The sequence below is a fragment of the Candidatus Leptovillus gracilis genome (assembly GCA_016716065.1).
Classification (GTDB): Bacteria; Chloroflexota; Anaerolineae; order Promineifilales; family Promineifilaceae; genus Leptovillus; species Leptovillus gracilis.
This window is the reverse complement of the sequence record JADJXA010000007.1, coordinates 36,364-53,555: the sequence shown is the minus strand read 5'-3', so window position 1 is coordinate 53,555 and position 17,192 is coordinate 36,364. Positions and strand designations below refer to the sequence as shown.

Sequence of the window (17,192 nt, the reverse complement as noted above, 5' to 3'; positions counted from 1 at the left end):
GCATTCATCTAACAAAACCCATGACAGCATTTGCCAGCCTCATGCAAAGAATCGTGTAGAGCGTCTTAGGCCTGGCAAGGGATCCGCAATTTGAAAGAAGGTACCAAATACTATCCGCTTTATAACTATTTGCAGCAAAGCGGGCAAGATGAAGTAATACTAACGTTCACGGTCATTGAAACGCTGCTTGGTGACCGTCTGCCGCCCACAGCCCGCACCCAAAGAGCCTGGTGGAGCAATCGCAGCCAGGGCGCAGTGCAGGCCACTGCCTGGCTTGGCGCAAAATATCACGTCGAGGTTCTCGACCTGGCCGCCGAACAAGTCACTTTCGGCAAACGGGGCCGTGTCTACAATGTGCAGCGCGAAGGAAACATCGTTTTGTGGGACGCCAACCTCATCAAAGCGCTGCGCCACCACATGGGGCTGAACCAGAACGAGTTCGCCCGCGAGTTGGGCGTGCGCCAGCCCACCATCAGCGAATGGGAAACAGGCGCCTATGAACCACGCCGCTCCTCATCCAAGCTGCTCACCCTCGTCGCCGAACAGGCCGGTTTCCCATATGAATAACCGCGCTTTTTTTTGCCAAATTGTTGACAAAAAATCATATAACGAATAATATAGATTACTATATCGTATAAAATGTTTACAGATCGTACTGGTAAATGGCATATCTTGTCAAGAAGCAGACGGCACGGGCGCAGCACAAAAAAGGGAGTATGGCATGAGCGCACACGATTTGGATACCTTGCTGAAAAAATGGGAGCGAGATGAATTATCAACCGAGCAGGCTGTCGGCCAGATGATGCTGCTGCTGCAAAGTTTATCGCGGCGGGTAGGGCATTTAGAAGTGGCACAAGAAAACAAGCGTCGTCTGGACAAACCAGCAAGAGATAATTCTTAAGCCGAATCAGGCAGCAGGTTTAGCGTGCTGTCTGCCGTCTCTCAGGCAGATGCTTTTTAACCCGCCGGTGTTATACTCCCATCAACTTAATATGCGCTGCACCGGCAGCGTGGGAGGTATGCACCATGTCTTATGAATCGAATTATCAGCCGAATATCCCGGCTCCCATTTCAGACGTAAAACTGGCGGAGACGTTTAACGCCGTCATGGCCCGTGTTTATTTGTGGATGACATTGGGGTTGGTGGTAACAACGGCCGTTTCCTTCTACGTCGTCACCAATGAAGCTATCCTAAACTTTGTCTTTGGCTCTGTTTGGGTGCTGCTGCTTTTGTTTGTGGCCCAAATTGGCCTGGTTATTGCCCTGGTCCGAGCGCTGCCGAAGCTGTCTACTGGGGCGGCGTTGGGGCTGTTTTTTGCTTATGCCGCCCTGAATGGCGTCACCCTGTCGGCGATTTTGCTGGCCTATGATTTAGGCGTGGTGACGATGGCGTTTGGGGTAACGGCCGTTATCTTCATCCTGCTCACCATCGTTGGGCTGACGACCAAACAAGACCTCACCAAATGGGGGCCTATTCTATTTTTTGCCTTGATCGGTTTGATTTTGGGCACACTGGTCAACATGTTCCTGCGCAGCAGCATCCTGGACTATATCATCACCTACGCTGGCATCCTTATCTTCATGGGGCTGATCGTTTACGATACCAAAACCATCAAACAAATGACCTACCAGGCGGCCAGCCAAAGCGGTGACATCCAGGCTGTGGTAGGCCGGATCAGCGTCCTGGGCGCACTGAAGCTGTATCTGGACTTCATCAACCTGTTCCTCTACATTTTACGGCTGTTCGGCCGGCGTCGTTAAATCAGGACAAAAAAAGAGACATTCGGAAACTCCGAATGTCTCTTTTTTTTGCTTGTTACCAGCCGTAAACCGAAGTCCGTATGCGGTTTTCCGTTGGCATTTGCCAGAGGTAGCGCCCCACGGAATACCGAATACGGGTACTAATGTGCGTGACCGTGCGCCAATTCCTCGTCTGTGGCCGCGCGAATGGCGGTAATCTCAATCTCAAAGGTCAGGTCTTCACCGGCCAATGGATGGTTGAAGTCCAGCAGCACCTCTTCGTCACGAATTTCGGCCACGTAGGTCTCAATTAACTGTCCCGTGCTCTGGTCGCGCATCCGCAGCCCCATCCCTTCCTCCAGCGTTAGATCTTCAGGGAAGATGTCCCGCGGGACGATCTGGTAAGCGTCGGGGTCTATTTCGCCGTAGCCGTCTACGGCCGCCACGTTGACTTTTTTGTTGTCGCCCACAGCCAGGCCATACAGCTCTTTTTCCAGACCAGGGATAATTTGCCCAAAACCTTGGAGAAACTGCAACGGATCGTTCCCGATAGATGAATCAACGACCTGCCCATCTTCCAGGGTCAGGGTGTAGTGCATACTGATAACCAGGTCGTCGGCAACCTGTGTAGTAGTTTGGCTCATTAAAATGCCGGCCCTAAATTTTGCTGACGTTGACGGCCGATAGACCTTTCTGGCCCATCTGCACCGAAAATTCGACGCGCTCGCCTTCGGCTAACGTGCGGAAGCCTTGTTGATCACCCAGAGCAGAGAAGTGGACAAACACATCGCCACCCTTATCGCGGGCAATAAAGCCATACCCTTTTTGGTCGCTAAACCATTTCACTGTACCTTGTTCTATTTCGTCCATCTTAAAAAATCTCCTTCAAAATTCATTCTTGCCACGAAAAAAACCGTCCAGACGGTGTAAGTCTGGACGGTTCTCTCGGTTTCCGAAGCAAAAACTTACTAAAATCTTGGGCAAACTTTATCCTAAGATGTAGAGCAAGTCAATTGCTATCTGAGGATTTTTACCCCTCCGCCCAGCACCAGCGCCGCCCCGTGCGCTTTGTTTTCGGCTCGTTCCAGCATGGTTGCCGATTTGATAGCCCAACGTCACTTGTCACGTCTGGCGCTCTAACCGCAAACGGCCGTTCAACGTCACCACCAACCGGCGGCTGTGTGCCCGGTCGCGGTGTTCACAGAGGTAAATGCCCTGCCACACACCCAAATGGAGACGGCCGTTTTTGATGGGCATGGTCACACTGGGGCCAAGCAGCGCCGCTTTGATATGCGCCGGCATATCATCTGGTCCTTCATCGGTGTGCTGGTAATGGGCGGCATTTTCGGGGACCATCTGGTTGAAATGGCGCTCAAAGTCGTGGCGTACTGTCGGATCGGCGTTTTCGTTCAGGGTCAGCGAGGCGGAGGTGTGTTGGATAAAGATGTGGGCCAAACCGACAGCGTAGTCGCTTAATTCAGGTACCTGCTGCACAATTTCGGCAGTTACCAGATGAAGGCCACGCCGTTTGGCGGAGAGAGTGATTTCTTTTTGTAACCAAGTCATGGGCGGTATTGTAAGAATCGGGTATGACCCTGTCAATGACTGGACACAAAACCTGTTGTTGGCTACTGTACAACGCCAGCGGGCGGCGCCATTGTTGCCAGGCCCGATCAAACAACATATGAAATGCCCTAAGGAATGGCACTTAAATAACTTGTCCATTTGCTGTGGCCGGTAAGTTAATTAACTCTTGTTCCTAAACTGCCGATGTTTTCCATTCCACCGAGGACTTATGCGCCTGCAACTTTCCCTACAGCGGTGCGTAGTAGGGGGTGAATTGTCAGGAGATTGAACGTTGAACGAAGAACAAATTTGGCTTGACCATGCCAGGCAAGGCGACAAAGCGGCGTTCGGCAAGCTGGTCGAAGCTTATCAGACGCCTGTCTTTAATCTGGCGTACCGCATGTTGAACAATGCGGGTGAAGCAGAAGAAGCGGCCCAAGAGGCGTTTATTCGTGCGTATACGCGGTTGGATAGCTACAACCCGGAGCACAAATTTAGCACCTGGATGCTTTCGATCACTTCTAATTACTGCATTGATCTCATCCGCAAACGGCGGGCACTGCTGCTGTCTCTGGACGAACCGCTGCCACCCCACCCGGCCTTGATGTCCGATAATTCCAAAGGGCCGGAAGCGCAGATGGTGATGAATGAGCAGCAAGTGATGGTGCAGACGCTGCTGCAGGAACTGCCGGACGATTACCGCCAGACGGTTGTGCTGCGGTATTGGTACGACCTATCCTACGAGGAAATTGCTGAAATGATGGACACCACCGTCAGCGCGATTAAGTCCCGATTATTCCGGGCGCGCCGTTTGCTGGCGGAGGTGGGCCAGAGCAATGGGCTGGGTCCGATGGTTGAATCGGCGGCGTTGACGGCCGTCTCATGACAATAAGGAGAAAAGGGAGAAGGTTATGGAACACGAAGAGACTTATCTCTTAATGATGGAGGCGCTCGATGGTGAGCTTGTAGACAGCGACCAGGTCGAGCTAGAGGCTCACCTGCGCGCGTGTCCATCTTGCCAACAAGAATGGCAGGCGCTGCTGGCCGTGCATACGCTGTTGCAGCAAGCGCCGGCCCTCAGCCCGGCGGTGGATTTTGCCCAGCGTACCCTTGCCCGGCTGCCAAATCGGCGGACGCGCGTCTGGGCGTTGACGGCCGTTTATATCTTGCTGCTTTTGGGAGGTGTCCTGCCTATCGCTTTGGGCATCTGGCTGGCATTTGTGATGCGGCCAATCCTCAGCGAACCGACTATTCTGAGCAGTATTAGTCAATCCATCGGACAGGCATGGCAGGTAATGGGCACAATCGCCGCGGCGCTGCTGTCTGGATTAGGCCAGGTGATTGTGCAGCAGCCGGCCCTGCTGGGCTGGTTGTTGGTCCTGCTGGGCATCGTCTCTGTTTGGGGTGGTGTGTCCCGGCAGTTAATCTTCCAGCCGAACCCACAGCGAATTTCATAATTGGGAGTTATCCGATGAATAAACGAATGTTATTGGTATTAGTATTGGTTTTGTTGCTAACGGCCGTACCCGCCAGCGCCGCCTTTGCCGCCCCGCCGTTTGACGGCGATCAGACGGTAGAAACGGGTGAAAGCGTCAACAACGATGTGATCTTGTTTGAAGGCAGCCTGGAGATTGAGCCGGAAGGCACTGTCAATGGCAACGTGGCGCTGTTTAAAGGCGATGCCAACATCTCTGGCACGATCAACGGCGACCTGGTTTTGTTTAATGGCAACCTGGATGCGGCGGAAACGGCCGTCATCAATGGTGATTGTGTCGTCCTCAACGGCAGCATCAACGACAACAGCGCCGCTGGTCTGGGCTGCACCAACGTCGGCGGTCTGCCCGACTTTCTACCGCTGGCCGCTCTGGCCGGTTTAGCCAACCAGGTTTCGCCCCAGTTCGGCGAAGGTCCTCATCGAACGGTGCGCGGGCCATCGGCTGACACCGGTTCTGGTGTTGGCAGTTTTATCGGCGTCATCGCCCGCAGCCTGCTGTTTGGCATTCTGGCCTTTGCCGTCGTCTCCCTGGCGCCCAACCATCTGAGCCAGGTGGAATCGGCTCTAAGGCGCAAGCCAGTCGCCAGCGGCACTGTCGGTTTTCTGACGGCCGTAGCCGTGCCGACCCTGGCCCTCTTGCTTACCCTGATTTCGGCTGTGCTGCTGCTCATCTGCATAGGCATCGTCGGCTTTGCGGTGGTCTTTGCTTTGCTGGCCGGGTTGGGCGTAGCCGCGTTGTTTGGCTGGATTGCCGTCGGCGACCTGCTGGGTCAATGGCTGGCGCAGCGGGCGAATCGGCAAAAGATGAGTCCGGCAATGGTCGCCGCGATGGGCACGTTTGCACTAACGTTTGGCCTGGGTCTGTTCAGCCTGATTCCCTTCATGATTGGCGAAGGGCTGGTGAGCATGATCATCACTTTTGTCGGTCTGGGCGCCGTGGCTCTGACCAAATTTGGCACGCAGCCCTACCCGTTGGTACGCATGATGGGCGAAAATCAGGATAAGGTAACGGCCGTGCTAGACACCCTGCCCGATTCTGACTAAACCACAACCCCGGTTTACCAACAAAAAAAGAGGCGCGTCTGGTTAAGACGCGCCTCTTTTTCATTCGGTTGCAAGAGGGTCAGGCGAATTTAGCGGGTTTGCCGCCAACTTTACGGGCGATCTGGCCGTAGAGATGACCGGTAACGGTCGTTAAATACGGTCCCATCGCCAGACTAATCAGGAAGGTCAGCACCCACCCCACACACGGAATAATCGCTAACACAGAACTGATCGCGCCAATCGCCAGACTGGCGCCAAACGTCGCCAGGAACACAATCAAAATATCGCTGATGCTTTGCCGGGCAATGCCAATAACCTCGCCAAAACGGAAACAGGCGGCAAACTCGTCGGTGATGACGTATTGCACAATAATTGCCGGGCTAATAAAAAATAGTGCAATCGCAAACAAAAAGCCCAAACAGCCAATGATAAGTCCCGTTGTTCCCAGCAAGGCGGCCACCGCATCCGAACTGCCGCCGGAATCGGCCAGGGCGCCCAGGCCGCCAGTGGCGAAAGCCGCAATGCAGGCCAACAACCAAAATGGCAGCGTATAGACAAATTGGGCCAGGAAGATATACAGGCCATCCATAAAGAATTTGCCCCAATCGTCCCATTCCGGCAGCGGTTTTTCCACACCAGCCCGCACGTTACGGGTAATAGCCACGGAATAGCCAATCAAGAAAAACACGGGAATTACCAAAAATGAGAAAAGTGTCACGATAAGCGCGATCAACAACTTGTTGATCCACCGTTCATCTTCCAGCACATACGTAAATGCCTTGGCGATGTCCATAAAATACCTCCTGTTTCGACAGCTAAAAGAATATAAATGACAGAGACTCAAACAGTCTCCATTGTAAACCAGTTGTACACAAACAAGGGCTGGTAATTTTGTGAGAACTACCAGCCCTGTAAACGGTTAAAACGATCCAAACAGGTTGCTTATGCCCAACCCTGATTTTTAACAAAGCCGGTGATGACGGGAATCGTCACCATTTGTCCCTGGTAGGCTTGCCAGCCCCAGTAACAGCCTAGCAGCCACATCAGAAATGCCGGGATACCGCATAAAAATGATGTGAACATGCCGACCACAACGGTTAACAACCCCCAGGCCAAGGCCTGGCCGTTGTGGGCGCGTAAGAACGGCCGTCCCTTCTTATCCTCCATCACCATGATGATGATTGGGACTAGTGGGGATAACACATAAGCCAACAGCGCCCATAGTTTGTCGTCGCTGGTCACATCTGTACCAAACAGATTGGTCGGTTCTTCTTTTTCTGGCAGGGGTTCAAAATCTGACATTGGTTCTTTTTCGGGGAAGTCGTCGTAGTTTTCCATATCGTCGCTCATAAGTTTTTCCTCCATACAAAATTAGTGGAGCATCCAATAACTAAAAGCTATTGTATGGCTCCCCCCTGCTGCCGTCAATAGCCACCCAAGACCAAGAGACCTGGCGACTTTTCAAAACCCGTCAGCTCTTTTCAATTTGCCAACGGCCGTTTCCCCAGATAGAATGCCCCTATGTGTAGTAAAATCGTCTTCATGGGCACACCCGATTTCTCCGTGCCCGGCCTGAAGGTATTAATCCAAACCCAAACTGTCGTTGGCGTCGTCACCCAGCCAGACCGTCCGGCCGGGCGCGGCCAGCAGCTTCGCCCCTCCCCGGTGAAGGCGGTGGCCGAGGCTGCCGGTATTCCCGTTTACCAACCCAAATCGCTGCGCAGCGAAGAAGCCGCCGCACCGCTGCGCGATTGGCAGCCAGACCTCATCGTCGTGGCGGCGTTTGGGCAGATTTTGCGGCCCCATGTGCTGGACCTGCCGCCGCATGGCTGTGTTAACGTCCACGCCTCGCTGCTACCGCGTTGGCGCGGCGCGTCGCCCATCCAGCACGCCCTCATGGCCGGCGACGCTGAAACCGGCGTTTGCCTGATGCGCATGGACCCTGGGCTGGACACCGGCCCGGTTTTTACCTGCCGAGCCACGCCCATCGGCCCAGACGATACGGCCGTAACCCTGCACGACCGCCTGGCCCAATTAGGCGCCGACCTGCTGGCCGAACATCTGGCAGCCATCATCGCCGGCCGCCTGACGGCCACCCCCCAGGACAATGCTCTGGCTACCTATGCACCGATGATCCAAAAAGAGGACGGCCGTTTGCATTGGACCCAACCGGCGGCCGAACTGGACCGCCGCATTCGCGCCCTGACGCCCTGGCCGGGAGCCTACGCCATCTGGCAGGGACAGCCGCTGAAGATTTTGGCGGCGCGGCCATCTGCGCAGTCGGCGGCTGGCGCGCCAGGGCTGGTTTTCCAGGGCGAAATGGCCGGTACGGCCGTTGTCGCCACCGGCGCGGGCAGCCTGCAGCTGCACACTGTCCAGTTAGCCGGCAAACGCGCCCTGGACATGGCCGAATTTCTGCGCGGTCGGCCCGATTTCATCGGCGGCCAATTGGGAGAAGCCGTATGAAAATCCTGGTGTATGGCGCGGGGGCGGTGGGCGGTTACGTCGGCGCGCGCCTGGGCCAATCCGGCCATCAGGTGACGATGATCGTGCGCGATGTCACCGCCGAGAGCATTCAAGCCGAGGGACTGCGCATCAGCGAAGGAGAGCAGTCCTTTATTGCCCACCCCATCACGACCACTTCTGTCGCCCAAACCTTCACACTGCCAGACGCGCGATTTGACCTGATCATCATGGGCATGAAGGCGTATGATCTGAAAACGGCCCTGGACCATCTGGTGGCCTTTTGCCCCGACCCGCCGCCCATTCTAACGCTGCAAAATGGCATTGGCGTGGAACGGCCGTTTATTGAACAATTCGGCCCAGAGCGCATCATCGTCGGCGCGCTGACCACACCCGTCAGCAAGCCGATGTCTAACCAGATCATCGTCGAACGCAGCGACCGCGGGCTGGCGCTGGCTCCCGCTCAACGCGGCCAGGACATCGGCCAATGGGTCCATCTGTTTAACCAGGCTGGCCTGACCACCATCGCTTACAAAAATTATGAGGCGATGAAATGGTCTAAAGCGCTGTTGAACATCGTCGGCAACGCCACATCGGCCATCCTCAATCGGCCGCCGGGCGCTGTTTACAAATCGGCAGCGATGTTTGACCTGGAAGTACGGATGCTGCGCGAAACCCTGGCGGTGATGGACGCGCTGAAGTTAAAAGTGGTTGATTTACCCGGCTCTTCGGCCAAACGGCTGGCGTTTGGCGTGCAAAAGGCGCCTCGCTTTGCCTTAAAGCCCATTCTGACGGCCGTTGTCGCCAAAGGACGGGGCGACAAAATGCCCTCCTTCCAGATTGACCTGATGGCCGACAAAGGTCACAGCGAAGTCATTTACCACAATGGGGCCATCGCCAAAGCTGGTCTGGCCCATGCGGTCCCCACCCCGGTCAATACCGCCCTGACCGATGTGCTGGTGCGTCTGGCGCGCCACGACCTGGATTGGCGCGATTTTGATGGCAAACCGGCCCGTCTGCTGGCCGAAGTAGAACGATTCGAGAAGTAAGCTATGTTTGATCTGCGAACGCGCAAAAACGGCCGTCCCCTGCTGGTTGGTCACCGGGGAGCGCTGGAGGTCGCGCCAGAAAATACCATGCCATCTTTTGCTGCCGGTCTGGCCGGCGGCGCCGACATTCTGGAATTGGACGTACAGCTAACGGCCGACAAACAGGCCATCGTCTTCCACGACACCTGTCTGGCGGCCAAAGTCAACCTGCCGGGCATGATTGGCGATTACACCGCCGATTTTTTGCGCTCGTTGGATGTGGGCAGCCATTTTGACGCCCAATTCAGCGGCGTGCAGATGCCTTTTTTGCACGAAGTATTGGCCTGGGCCAAGGAGCGTATCCCCCTGATGATTGAACTAAAACATGGGCCACTGTTTGACCCGGCTCTGGATGACGCGGTGGTAGGGCTGGTGGAAGATTGGGGGATGGTTGAGGATGTGGTGTTGATGGGTGCTGATCAATTCGCGTTACAACGGGTAAAGCGGATCAATCCACGTATTGCCACCAGTTTTATCTACAGCGGCCGTTTACTCAACCCACTGTGCCTGGTGGAAGACCTGCGCGTAGACGCCCTCGGCCCACGCACCGATTTGCTAACCCACGAGGAAGTGGATGTGATTCACGCCGCCGGTTATGCGTGCAGCCCTGGTGGCTTTTGGTGGGATTATGCCCGCGTTGTCGCCTGGGGCGTAGACACCATCACCAGCAATAACCCGGCGGCTGTCCGCTGGGCTGAAATTTTAGCCGCCAAAACCTGACAGGTTTTCGGCAGCCTGCCAGGTCTATGAAGGTCATCCGCCCTTTTATTCGGGCAGTTCTTGCTCGAAGAAAGAAATCACCACTTTGGGATTGTCAATCACATACTGGTAACCGCCGAAGCGGTCGTCTGAATCCACAAAGAGCGGGCCGCGGGCGCTGCTCATGGCCTGGGCCATGTGGGCCACGTCTTCGACATCGCCCCAGGGGTCGTTGTTGCCCTGGACAAACAAGACCGGCGTTTTGCCGGCCCCGGCAGCGGCAAATGAGGGCCGGTACGCCGACCAATACAGCCCGCCGGCCGCCTGGTGCAGCAGCTCGGTTAGCGGCAGCACCACTTTGCTTAATGGACCGAGCAGTTCACGGCCGTATTTTTGGCTGAACACGCTCAGGGTAGTGGGCTGCACGGCCACGGCGGCCTGAATCTGGCTGGTCTGGGGCAGGGCGTAGAGCAGGCTGTTGGCCCCCATGGAAAAGCCAATCACGCCGATGCGTTGTGGGTCTGTGTCGGTACGGCCGTTCAGATAAGCAAGCGCGCCCAGCAAATCTTTGGCTTCTTCCTGTCCAAAGGCCACCGGCGGCGCGGCGGCGCTTTCGCCATGATTGCGCATGTCATACATCAGCACGTGAAAACCGGCTTCGTGCAGGTTGTAGGCCAGCCGCAGCAAATCTACCGGCTTTTCACCGGTCAGGTTGGCAAACAGGTTATCGGCCGTTTCTCCCAGCCGGTTCCACGGCCAGCCGTGAATCAGCACAATTGTCGCCCCGCGCCGGGTGGCATTGGCCGGGGCGGGGACGAACCAGCCGGCAATACGCACGCCATCTTGAGCCGGAAATTGAACATCGTCGTACCCTAACCCCAGGTCGCCCGGATTAGCCCACAGCGCCAGACGTGGCGGGTTGATGAGGCGTTTAGCAAAAAAGGCGGCAATGGCCGCCACCAGGCCGATAATCAGTCCAGCTATCCCAAAAAACCAACGAAGTGCGCGTCGTAAACTCATGGATAACCTCCTTGCTTCGTAAAACCTAATACCCGTAAGTGGTAATCCGTTATCGGTAATCCGTAGGCCGCTACCTCCGGAAAATGTCGTCGGATAACGGGATACGGACTTCAGCCTACGGATGACTAAACAGGTCCATTATACCTGAACAACCCGGTTTGTACCGATGTCAAAATTGGATAAACTGTAGGCGCGTTTACAGTGTTCAGTGTACAGTATTCAGTGTGGCTACCCCTGACTGAACACTGAACACTGGCTGCTGAACACTGGCTACTGAACACTGAACAAGGTAAACCAACCCATGATACCAACACCATTAGAGCAGCTTTTTCAACAGGCGAAAACGGCCGTAAAAACCAATCAATTCTGGCAGGCAGCCGAGTTGTACACCGAAGTGTTGGCGAACACTTCGCCCAAATCTACCGACCCAGACATCACGGAAATGCGTCTGGCGACGCTGCGCGAACGCGGCCGTTTGTTGGGTTTGTTGGGCGAACAAGTGGCGGCGCTGCACGCTTATGAGCAATATCACCTGGAGGCCGGCAGCGGCGCCCATGCCATCACCGCCCTGGTGGCTATCGGCGGTCAATATCGCCGCCTGGGGCAGTATGATCGCGCCCTGCGCGTGTACCAGGAAGCGGCGCAGCTGGCCGATTCGCTGGATTATGCCACCGGCCGAGCGCAGGCGTTGGCCGGGATTGGGGGCGTCTATGTGCTGGTCGGCCGTACCGAAGAGGCGATGGTCCATCTCAATCAGGCGACGGCTCTCTTTGAACAGTTGAGCGACGTGCCCGGCCAGGTGCAGTCGCTCAATCAAAAAGGGGTGGCTTACGGCAGCAGCGGGCAGCTGGACAAGGCCATCGCTGTTTTTAAGATTAGTCTGAAGCTGGCGGAACAGATGAATCGCCAGGATCGGTATGTTGTGACCCTCAATAATTTGGGCGAATGTTACCGCTTGTTGTATGACGTAGCCCAGGCTTTGCTCTATCACCAGCAAGCGCTGGAACTGGCGGAAAAGGCGCGGCTGCGCTTTGTGGAAGGGGATATTTGTCGCAATCTGGGCTTAAGTTATCGGGAACTGGGGCAGATGGACGAGGCGCTGTTTTATCTGCGCCGGGCGTTGGCTATCATGGAGGAAATGGAAAATCTGGATGGTCAGATGAATACCTTGTTTGGCCTGGCAGTGACGGAAGTACAACTGGGCCAGGTGGACAGCGCGTTGGTTCACGCGCATCACATCCGCGACCTGGCGATTAGCAGTGATTCGCAGGGGCATCTGGCCCGGTCGCTGTATGCGTTGGGGCTGGTGGCCCAGGCCCAGGCCGACCCCAACACGGCCGAGGAGCTGTGGCAGCAGGCGCTTTATCTAGCGCATGAAACGGACCGGCGAATGCTGTTGTGGCAGCTTCACGCTTCGCTGGCCGAAGTAGCACGCAATGAGAGTCTGGCGCAGGTTCATTATCGCATTGCCAGCGAGGTGATTTACCAGATTGCCGAGCCGATTGAGGATGAACGGCTGCGCCAGGTGTTTTTAACGGCCGTGCCCATCCAGGCTGTTCTGGCAAAAAGCGACGAATTGCGCAATGGTTAAGGAATTGATGGATACAAACGACAGGAAAAGGCTTTTATGGATGACCATAGTTTACGGCGATCCGGATTTTGGGCTGATGTGGGCATTCATCCACCGCTCATGGTGTGCACCGCTCATGGTGTGCACCGCTCATGGTGTGCAACTTGCTCGCAGCGGACTGCGTACTGACCATAGCTTAGCAAAGGGAGAGAAGATACGCGATGACCAATCAGGAAGAACCTATCCGCATTGTCATTGAAGAAGAAGACCTGCCGCTAATCCCTGATAAACCGGGGTTTACAGCGCCGGATGTCAGGGCTGGCGCGAAGCAAGTGGGCGAAAAAGCGACCGAATTGGTGCAAAAGGCGTGGGACAGCGAACCGCGCCGCAAGGTGACGGACGGCATGAAACACAGCGTTTCTAATGTCGCCGCCAGAAGCAGCAAAGCGGTTGCCAGTAAAGTCGCTGAGACGATGGAGCAGCAAACCCGCCAGCAGGCGACGGCGCTGCAAAATCGGGTGCAGGAAATTGATTGGAAAGAAGAAGCAAAAAAGGGTTCGGCGCAAGGGCTGCGTTGGTTGAGTGAGCGGCTGGCTGCGCTGGCGGAACGGGTGACGACGCCCAGTCACGCGAAACCAGTTAACACGCAGGAGCAAAACCAGGCTGACCAATAAAAGCTACCGGGGTCTGGTGAAACGTGCGCCGAACTGTCGTGTCGGGCAAAAACGCCAATGTCCGGTAAGCGATTCAATTCTTGGACTCTTTTGTAATTTTGCCGGACACATAAAAAACGGGGGCATGGTTCATCAAGCAAGACATCTTCTTTACAAATTTGCGCTGCGTTGTCATGCTGAGCGGAGTCTTCGGAGCGAAGCATCCCGCTCCCGCCAGAGGAGGGGGATGCTTCGGGCGACCTCAGCATGACGCGCTTTCTTGCCAAATTTGTAAAGCACAATATCGCCTGGAATGAACCATGCCAAAACGGGCTGGTTTTCCAGCCCGTTTTTAGATTCGAGGTACTCTGAGCGTTTGTTCAGGCGTAACTACCACGTTGGTTGGTCGGTTGGTTTACCAGCCCACTGACCAACTATTGCAGAGAGGCATGGTAGTTATGTTCAGGTTTTATATTCTGTCCAAAACAGTGATGCCGGGCAGGTCTTTGCCTTCCAGCAGTTCCAGGCTGGCCCCGCCACCGGTGCTGATGTGGGTCATTTTGTCTTCCAGGCCGGCTTTGCGCACGGCCGCGGCCGAGTCTCCACCGCCGATAACCACCTGAACGCCGTGGGATGTCAGCGCAGCCAACAGTTTGGACAGCGCGTTGGTTCCTTCGGCGAAACGGTCAAACTCAAATACACCCATCGGTCCGTTCCAAACCACCAACCGCGCGCCTTGTAACTCTTCATTGAAGCGTTCGATGGTGTCGGGGCCAACGTCCAGGGCCATCTGGTCCGGTGGGATGCCCCACACCGATACCAGTTCGGCCGGCGCGTCAGCCGAAAACTCGGGGGCGACGATGACGTCTGTGGGTAGGACGATGCGGTTGGCGGCAGTTTTTAACAAGCGCTGCGCTTCGGGCAGGGCGTCTTCCTCAACCAGGGATTTGCCAACCTGGTGGCCCTGAGCTTTTAGGAAAGTGTTGGCCATACCGCCGCCGATGAGGATTTTATCGGCCGTTTTGAGCAGGTTTTCGATGAGTTTGATTTTATCGGAAATTTTGGCCCCGCCCATGATGGCGACGTAAGGATGGGGCGGATCAGTAACGGCCGTACCCAACGCATCCAACTCTTTGCCCATCAGGAAACCAGCCACTGCCGGTCCGCCTTTGGCGCGAATCATGCGCGCCGCCCCTTCTGTGCTGGAATGGGCGCGGTGAACAGAGCCGAAAGCATCTTCTACAAATACATCGGCCAGGTCGGCCAGTTTTTGCGACAGTTCAGGGTTGTTTTTGGTTTCACCCGGCTCGAAGCGGGTGTTTTCCAGCATGATGATGTCGCCGGGCTGCATCGCGGCGACGGCGGCCGTCACGCTGGGGCCAACGACCTCGTCCATCTTCTGCACCGGGCGACCGATTAGCTCGCTCAGGCGGTCAGCGACGGGGTTCATGGCGTACTGTTTGTCGGCGGCGGAAGACGGCCGTCCCAGATGCGAACACAAAATGAGCGCCGCACCCTGGTCTAATAAATAATTTAACGTTGGCAAAGCGGCGCGAATGCGGGCATCGTCGGTCACAGTAATATGGTCGGCGGGGTTTTTGCTGCTCAGTGGCACGTTGAAGTCTACGCGCACCAGCACTTTTTTGCCATGCACATGGATGTCTTTAACTGTTTTTGTTTTCATAAATGTCTTTCCTTCCTGATTAAACCAAGCAAACTGAATCAAATCAATATAGCGTCAATCTAACCGTTGACCAGTGACAATTGTCATAAACCGGCGGAGAAATAGTCGCCGTGCGGTCCATTTGCGTGTCGCATCCATTATACGCCGTGTTGCCACGAAAGGGTAAGGAGCTTCGCTTGTCAGAAGCGGTTTTTTGCCGGCCGCCGACGTGTGGCGGCGATGAATTTGAGTTGTTATCTCCCCTGGCCTAAAGATAGGTAACGGCCGTTTACCGTAGGCGCTCCATACGTTGGTTGGAAATAAAGGGTCAGGTTTTTGGCCTCGGCCGGGGCTTGCAAGACAATCCATCCTTCCACCTCACCGCCAGCGTATAAATGAAAGAACAGTTTTGGTTCAGGGCTTACCACAGTGGGTGATTTGATTTCTTCACCGCTGCCATCAAGCAGGGTGATGGCCTGGGTCGTGATGGATTGTTGGTCCTCGGCCAACCCAATGTAGCGCACCCGAACTTTTGCCAGAATATACACCATGCCTTCTGGCGGCGGATTGTTAAACTGGTTGGTGTCCAGAATCATCTCCCAGGCGGCATCGCCCCAAACCACATCCATGACCATAACCTGCCAATCTTCACCGGTGGCGGTTTGTCCAAATGGCGTAGGATCGTCCCGCTTGACGCCCAAATCGGTTGGGTTGATGCGCAGCATGGTTTCCCGGTCTACGGTGATGGACGCGCCTTCGTTAACAGCCAGGTAGACGCTGGGGGGATCGTAGATGGTGTGATCATTGGCGACGAGCATCAGATTGCCTTCGTGCAGATGTATGAGGTATGCCTCCCACCCTTCGCTTACTTCTAAGCCGCTCAGGCTGGTGGCTAATGGCGGTTTGGGCGACACAACGCCGCTGTTAAAGCTGAAATGCACAATACGGCCGTCGCCAGTGACGTGCAGCCCCAAATATCGCTTTTGGGGGTCGCTGTCTGTGTTGATGACGCGAACTTTCACCAGCAGATATTCCCAGCCTTCGGGCGCGGGCGCGTTGTTGGCGTTTGCCAGGTGGATTTCTTGCCAGGCGGCGTCACCACGCAGGCTTTGCAGCAGGGTGATCTCAAATCGGCCGGTGACGGCCATTTTGCCCACCGGAATTGGGTTCTCCCGGCTGCTGCCCGGCAGGGCGGCGGCGATTGGCCTGTCCAGGTCCGGTTCGATCTGGCCGGTTTCTGTGGGGGTGGGAACGGCCGTTGTGGGCGGCATCACCGCCAGATCGCCTAACCGACAGGCTAAGGCCAAAAAGCTCAGGCACAATATGCCCCACAGCGGCCCCAATCGTTTGCAAATATGTCTTACGGGAGACGTGTGTTCTGTCATAAACGTTTGGGAGAAGGGATGACTAAAAGGTTTCCAGATACTTGAAAAAAGCCAGGGCCTGAACAATTTCTAAGGGATACAGACTACATTTGTGAAAAAGAAGGGGGAATTTTCGGTCAGGCCGTTGATCTGACGAAATTCCTCCAGTGAGATACCGGCCATCTGGCTGACGCTGAACGGCGTGTCCCCTTCTCTGATGACATAGGCGCGCCGGCCGGGGCAGTAGGCCGGGTTGGCCACGGCAACCTGAATCACCGCCCCCGGCATCAGATTGGCCGACGAAACGGCAAAACGGGCCATGAGTGGGATGGTGGTATTGTACCGATTGGCAATGCTAAACAGGGTCTCGCCGCTGCTGACCTGGTGATTGATCAGGATGATGGGGTCGGGCAGAGGCAGCGCTGTTGGCGGGATGGGGGTTTCGGTGGGCGGCGGCGGGGGGGGGATGTCTGTGGGAACGGGGAAGGTTTCGGCCGTCGGAACGACTGCTGGACCGCTCCCTTGCCCCGGATCCGTCACAATCATCACCTCATCTTCCGGGTTCATATTCACCTGCACGTCTACACCTTCCACCGCTATCGTGCTGCCACCGCCCATCCCTCGATTTTGGATGAACAGAAGCGTGAGAAATAACCCAACAGCCAGGATGATGGCCATGATAATGATGGTTGCAATGATGATGAGACTAGGCTTTTGCTGCTGCATAAGACAACGCCTAAGGTCGGCGCCAGACGAATCTGGTCGGCGGCAAACAATTCTACTGTTTCAATAGGTTTATGTTACACTTGTCATAAGATAATAGCAAA

At 55.6% G+C, this 17,192-nt stretch carries 20 protein-coding genes; 11 read left to right on the top strand and 9 right to left on the bottom strand.

The features are described 5' to 3' along the window. The first annotated feature begins 90 nt into the window (after window positions 1-90). From IPM39_18090 to IPM39_18080, 3 genes are all read left to right on the top strand, one after another. Window positions 91-567 carry a helix-turn-helix domain-containing protein gene (locus IPM39_18090; protein ID MBK8987950.1) on the top strand — a complete coding sequence of 159 codons (477 nt, stop codon included), beginning with the start codon at window positions 91-93 and terminating at the stop codon, window positions 565-567. A 154-nt stretch (window positions 568-721) separates the two neighbouring features. Continuing rightward, the gene (locus tag IPM39_18085; protein MBK8987949.1) at window positions 722-901 is read left to right on the top strand and encodes a hypothetical protein; all 180 of its coding nucleotides are present in this window, start codon (window positions 722-724) and stop codon (window positions 899-901) included. A 125-nt stretch (window positions 902-1,026) separates the two neighbouring features. Next, a complete protein-coding gene (locus IPM39_18080; GenBank protein ID MBK8987948.1) occupies window positions 1,027-1,761 on the top strand; it encodes a Bax inhibitor-1/YccA family protein in 735 nt (244 codons plus the stop codon). Between the two features lie 140 nt (window positions 1,762-1,901). Here the strand turns inward: IPM39_18080 and IPM39_18075 are convergent, their stop codons facing one another. The 3 genes from IPM39_18075 to IPM39_18065 form a co-directional block, all read right to left on the bottom strand. Further along, the gene (locus IPM39_18075; protein MBK8987947.1) at window positions 1,902-2,384 is read right to left on the bottom strand and encodes a peptidylprolyl isomerase; all 483 of its coding nucleotides are present in this window, start codon (window positions 2,382-2,384) and stop codon (window positions 1,902-1,904) included. A 13-nt stretch (window positions 2,385-2,397) separates the two neighbouring features. Next, a complete protein-coding gene (locus IPM39_18070) occupies window positions 2,398-2,601 on the bottom strand; it encodes a cold-shock protein (protein MBK8987946.1) in 204 nt (67 codons plus the stop codon). Window positions 2,602-2,862: 261 nt separating this feature from the next. Beyond that, window positions 2,863-3,306: a YjbQ family protein gene (locus IPM39_18065; protein MBK8987945.1), complete on the bottom strand. Its 444-nt coding sequence runs from the start codon at window positions 3,304-3,306 to the stop codon at window positions 2,863-2,865. 292 nt (window positions 3,307-3,598) lie between these two features. Between IPM39_18065 and IPM39_18060 the strand changes: the two genes are divergently transcribed. The 3 genes from IPM39_18060 to IPM39_18050 are packed head-to-tail and all read left to right on the top strand — an operon-like array spanning window position 3,599 to window position 5,845. Then, window positions 3,599-4,192 carry a sigma-70 family RNA polymerase sigma factor gene (locus IPM39_18060; GenBank protein ID MBK8987944.1) on the top strand — a complete coding sequence of 198 codons (594 nt, stop codon included), beginning with the start codon at window positions 3,599-3,601 and terminating at the stop codon, window positions 4,190-4,192. A gap of 25 nt (window positions 4,193-4,217) precedes the next feature. Then, complete coding sequence (locus IPM39_18055) at window positions 4,218-4,763, top strand: zf-HC2 domain-containing protein (GenBank protein MBK8987943.1); 546 nt, start codon at window positions 4,218-4,220, stop codon at window positions 4,761-4,763. 14 nt (window positions 4,764-4,777) lie between these two features. Continuing rightward, entirely contained in the window at window positions 4,778-5,845 is a 1,068-nt protein-coding gene (locus IPM39_18050) for a hypothetical protein (GenBank protein MBK8987942.1), read from the top strand. Between the two features lie 79 nt (window positions 5,846-5,924). Here IPM39_18050 and IPM39_18045 read toward each other — a convergent pair whose 3' ends face one another. Beyond that, entirely contained in the window at window positions 5,925-6,638 is a 714-nt protein-coding gene (locus tag IPM39_18045) for a DUF4013 domain-containing protein (protein ID MBK8987941.1), read from the bottom strand. Window positions 6,639-6,787: 149 nt separating this feature from the next. Further along, entirely contained in the window at window positions 6,788-7,195 is a 408-nt protein-coding gene (locus IPM39_18040; protein MBK8987940.1) for a hypothetical protein, read from the bottom strand. A 171-nt stretch (window positions 7,196-7,366) separates the two neighbouring features. On the opposite strand from IPM39_18040, the gene IPM39_18035 reads away from it, so the two are divergent. The 3 genes from IPM39_18035 to IPM39_18025 are packed head-to-tail and all read left to right on the top strand — an operon-like array spanning window position 7,367 to window position 10,116. After that, the gene (locus IPM39_18035; GenBank protein ID MBK8987939.1) at window positions 7,367-8,311 is read left to right on the top strand and encodes a methionyl-tRNA formyltransferase; all 945 of its coding nucleotides are present in this window, start codon (window positions 7,367-7,369) and stop codon (window positions 8,309-8,311) included. After that, complete coding sequence (locus tag IPM39_18030) at window positions 8,308-9,357, top strand: ketopantoate reductase family protein (protein MBK8987938.1); 1,050 nt, start codon at window positions 8,308-8,310, stop codon at window positions 9,355-9,357. Before IPM39_18035 ends, IPM39_18030 begins: the two co-directional genes overlap by 4 nt. Window positions 9,358-9,360: 3 nt before the next feature. Next, on the top strand, window positions 9,361-10,116 hold the full coding sequence (locus IPM39_18025) for a hypothetical protein (protein ID MBK8987937.1): 756 nt from the start codon (window positions 9,361-9,363) through the stop codon (window positions 10,114-10,116). Window positions 10,117-10,161: 45 nt separating this feature from the next. Here the strand turns inward: IPM39_18025 and IPM39_18020 are convergent, their stop codons facing one another. Next, window positions 10,162-11,115 carry an alpha/beta fold hydrolase gene (locus IPM39_18020; protein ID MBK8987936.1) on the bottom strand — a complete coding sequence of 318 codons (954 nt, stop codon included), beginning with the start codon at window positions 11,113-11,115 and terminating at the stop codon, window positions 10,162-10,164. 301 nt (window positions 11,116-11,416) lie between these two features. On the opposite strand from IPM39_18020, the gene IPM39_18015 reads away from it, so the two are divergent. Next, window positions 11,417-12,706 carry a tetratricopeptide repeat protein gene (locus IPM39_18015; GenBank protein ID MBK8987935.1) on the top strand — a complete coding sequence of 430 codons (1,290 nt, stop codon included), beginning with the start codon at window positions 11,417-11,419 and terminating at the stop codon, window positions 12,704-12,706. A gap of 200 nt (window positions 12,707-12,906) precedes the next feature. Further along, entirely contained in the window at window positions 12,907-13,359 is a 453-nt protein-coding gene (locus IPM39_18010; protein MBK8987934.1) for a hypothetical protein, read from the top strand. Window positions 13,360-13,807: 448 nt separating this feature from the next. Here the strand turns inward: IPM39_18010 and IPM39_18005 are convergent, their stop codons facing one another. The 3 genes from IPM39_18005 to IPM39_17995 form a co-directional block, all read right to left on the bottom strand. Further along, window positions 13,808-15,022 carry a phosphoglycerate kinase gene (locus IPM39_18005; GenBank protein MBK8987933.1) on the bottom strand — a complete coding sequence of 405 codons (1,215 nt, stop codon included), beginning with the start codon at window positions 15,020-15,022 and terminating at the stop codon, window positions 13,808-13,810. Window positions 15,023-15,255: 233 nt separating this feature from the next. After that, window positions 15,256-16,386 (bottom strand): hypothetical protein, encoded by a 1,131-nt coding sequence (locus IPM39_18000; GenBank protein MBK8987932.1) that lies wholly within the window; start codon window positions 16,384-16,386, stop codon window positions 15,256-15,258. A gap of 69 nt (window positions 16,387-16,455) precedes the next feature. Beyond that, on the bottom strand, window positions 16,456-17,091 hold the full coding sequence (locus IPM39_17995; protein ID MBK8987931.1) for a LysM peptidoglycan-binding domain-containing protein: 636 nt from the start codon (window positions 17,089-17,091) through the stop codon (window positions 16,456-16,458). Window positions 17,092-17,192: the final 101 nt, after the last annotated feature.

What these genes read in the sequence shown, in the direction of transcription:
- IPM39_18085 (MBK8987949.1), top strand. Translation starts at nt 722, where the DNA reads ATGAGCGCACACGATTTGGATACCTTGCTGAAAAAATGGGAGCGAGAT.
- IPM39_18080 (MBK8987948.1), top strand. Translation starts at nt 1,027, where the DNA reads ATGTCTTATGAATCGAATTATCAGCCGAATATCCCGGCTCCCATTTCA.
- IPM39_18075 (MBK8987947.1), bottom strand. Translation starts at nt 2,384, where the DNA reads ATGAGCCAAACTACTACACAGGTTGCCGACGACCTGGTTATCAGTATG.
- IPM39_18065 (MBK8987945.1), bottom strand. Translation starts at nt 3,306, where the DNA reads ATGACTTGGTTACAAAAAGAAATCACTCTCTCCGCCAAACGGCGTGGC.
- IPM39_18055 (MBK8987943.1), top strand. Translation starts at nt 4,218, where the DNA reads ATGGAACACGAAGAGACTTATCTCTTAATGATGGAGGCGCTCGATGGT.
- IPM39_18050 (MBK8987942.1), top strand. Translation starts at nt 4,778, where the DNA reads ATGAATAAACGAATGTTATTGGTATTAGTATTGGTTTTGTTGCTAACG.
- IPM39_18045 (MBK8987941.1), bottom strand. Translation starts at nt 6,638, where the DNA reads ATGGACATCGCCAAGGCATTTACGTATGTGCTGGAAGATGAACGGTGG.
- IPM39_18040 (MBK8987940.1), bottom strand. Translation starts at nt 7,195, where the DNA reads ATGAGCGACGATATGGAAAACTACGACGACTTCCCCGAAAAAGAACCA.
- IPM39_18035 (MBK8987939.1), top strand. Translation starts at nt 7,367, where the DNA reads ATGTGTAGTAAAATCGTCTTCATGGGCACACCCGATTTCTCCGTGCCC.
- IPM39_18030 (MBK8987938.1), top strand. Translation starts at nt 8,308, where the DNA reads ATGAAAATCCTGGTGTATGGCGCGGGGGCGGTGGGCGGTTACGTCGGC.
- IPM39_18025 (MBK8987937.1), top strand. Translation starts at nt 9,361, where the DNA reads ATGTTTGATCTGCGAACGCGCAAAAACGGCCGTCCCCTGCTGGTTGGT.
- IPM39_18020 (MBK8987936.1), bottom strand. Translation starts at nt 11,115, where the DNA reads ATGAGTTTACGACGCGCACTTCGTTGGTTTTTTGGGATAGCTGGACTG.
- IPM39_18015 (MBK8987935.1), top strand. Translation starts at nt 11,417, where the DNA reads ATGATACCAACACCATTAGAGCAGCTTTTTCAACAGGCGAAAACGGCC.
- IPM39_18010 (MBK8987934.1), top strand. Translation starts at nt 12,907, where the DNA reads ATGACCAATCAGGAAGAACCTATCCGCATTGTCATTGAAGAAGAAGAC.
- IPM39_18005 (MBK8987933.1), bottom strand. Translation starts at nt 15,022, where the DNA reads ATGAAAACAAAAACAGTTAAAGACATCCATGTGCATGGCAAAAAAGTG.
- IPM39_18000 (MBK8987932.1), bottom strand. Translation starts at nt 16,386, where the DNA reads ATGACAGAACACACGTCTCCCGTAAGACATATTTGCAAACGATTGGGG.
- IPM39_17995 (MBK8987931.1), bottom strand. Translation starts at nt 17,091, where the DNA reads ATGCAGCAGCAAAAGCCTAGTCTCATCATCATTGCAACCATCATTATC.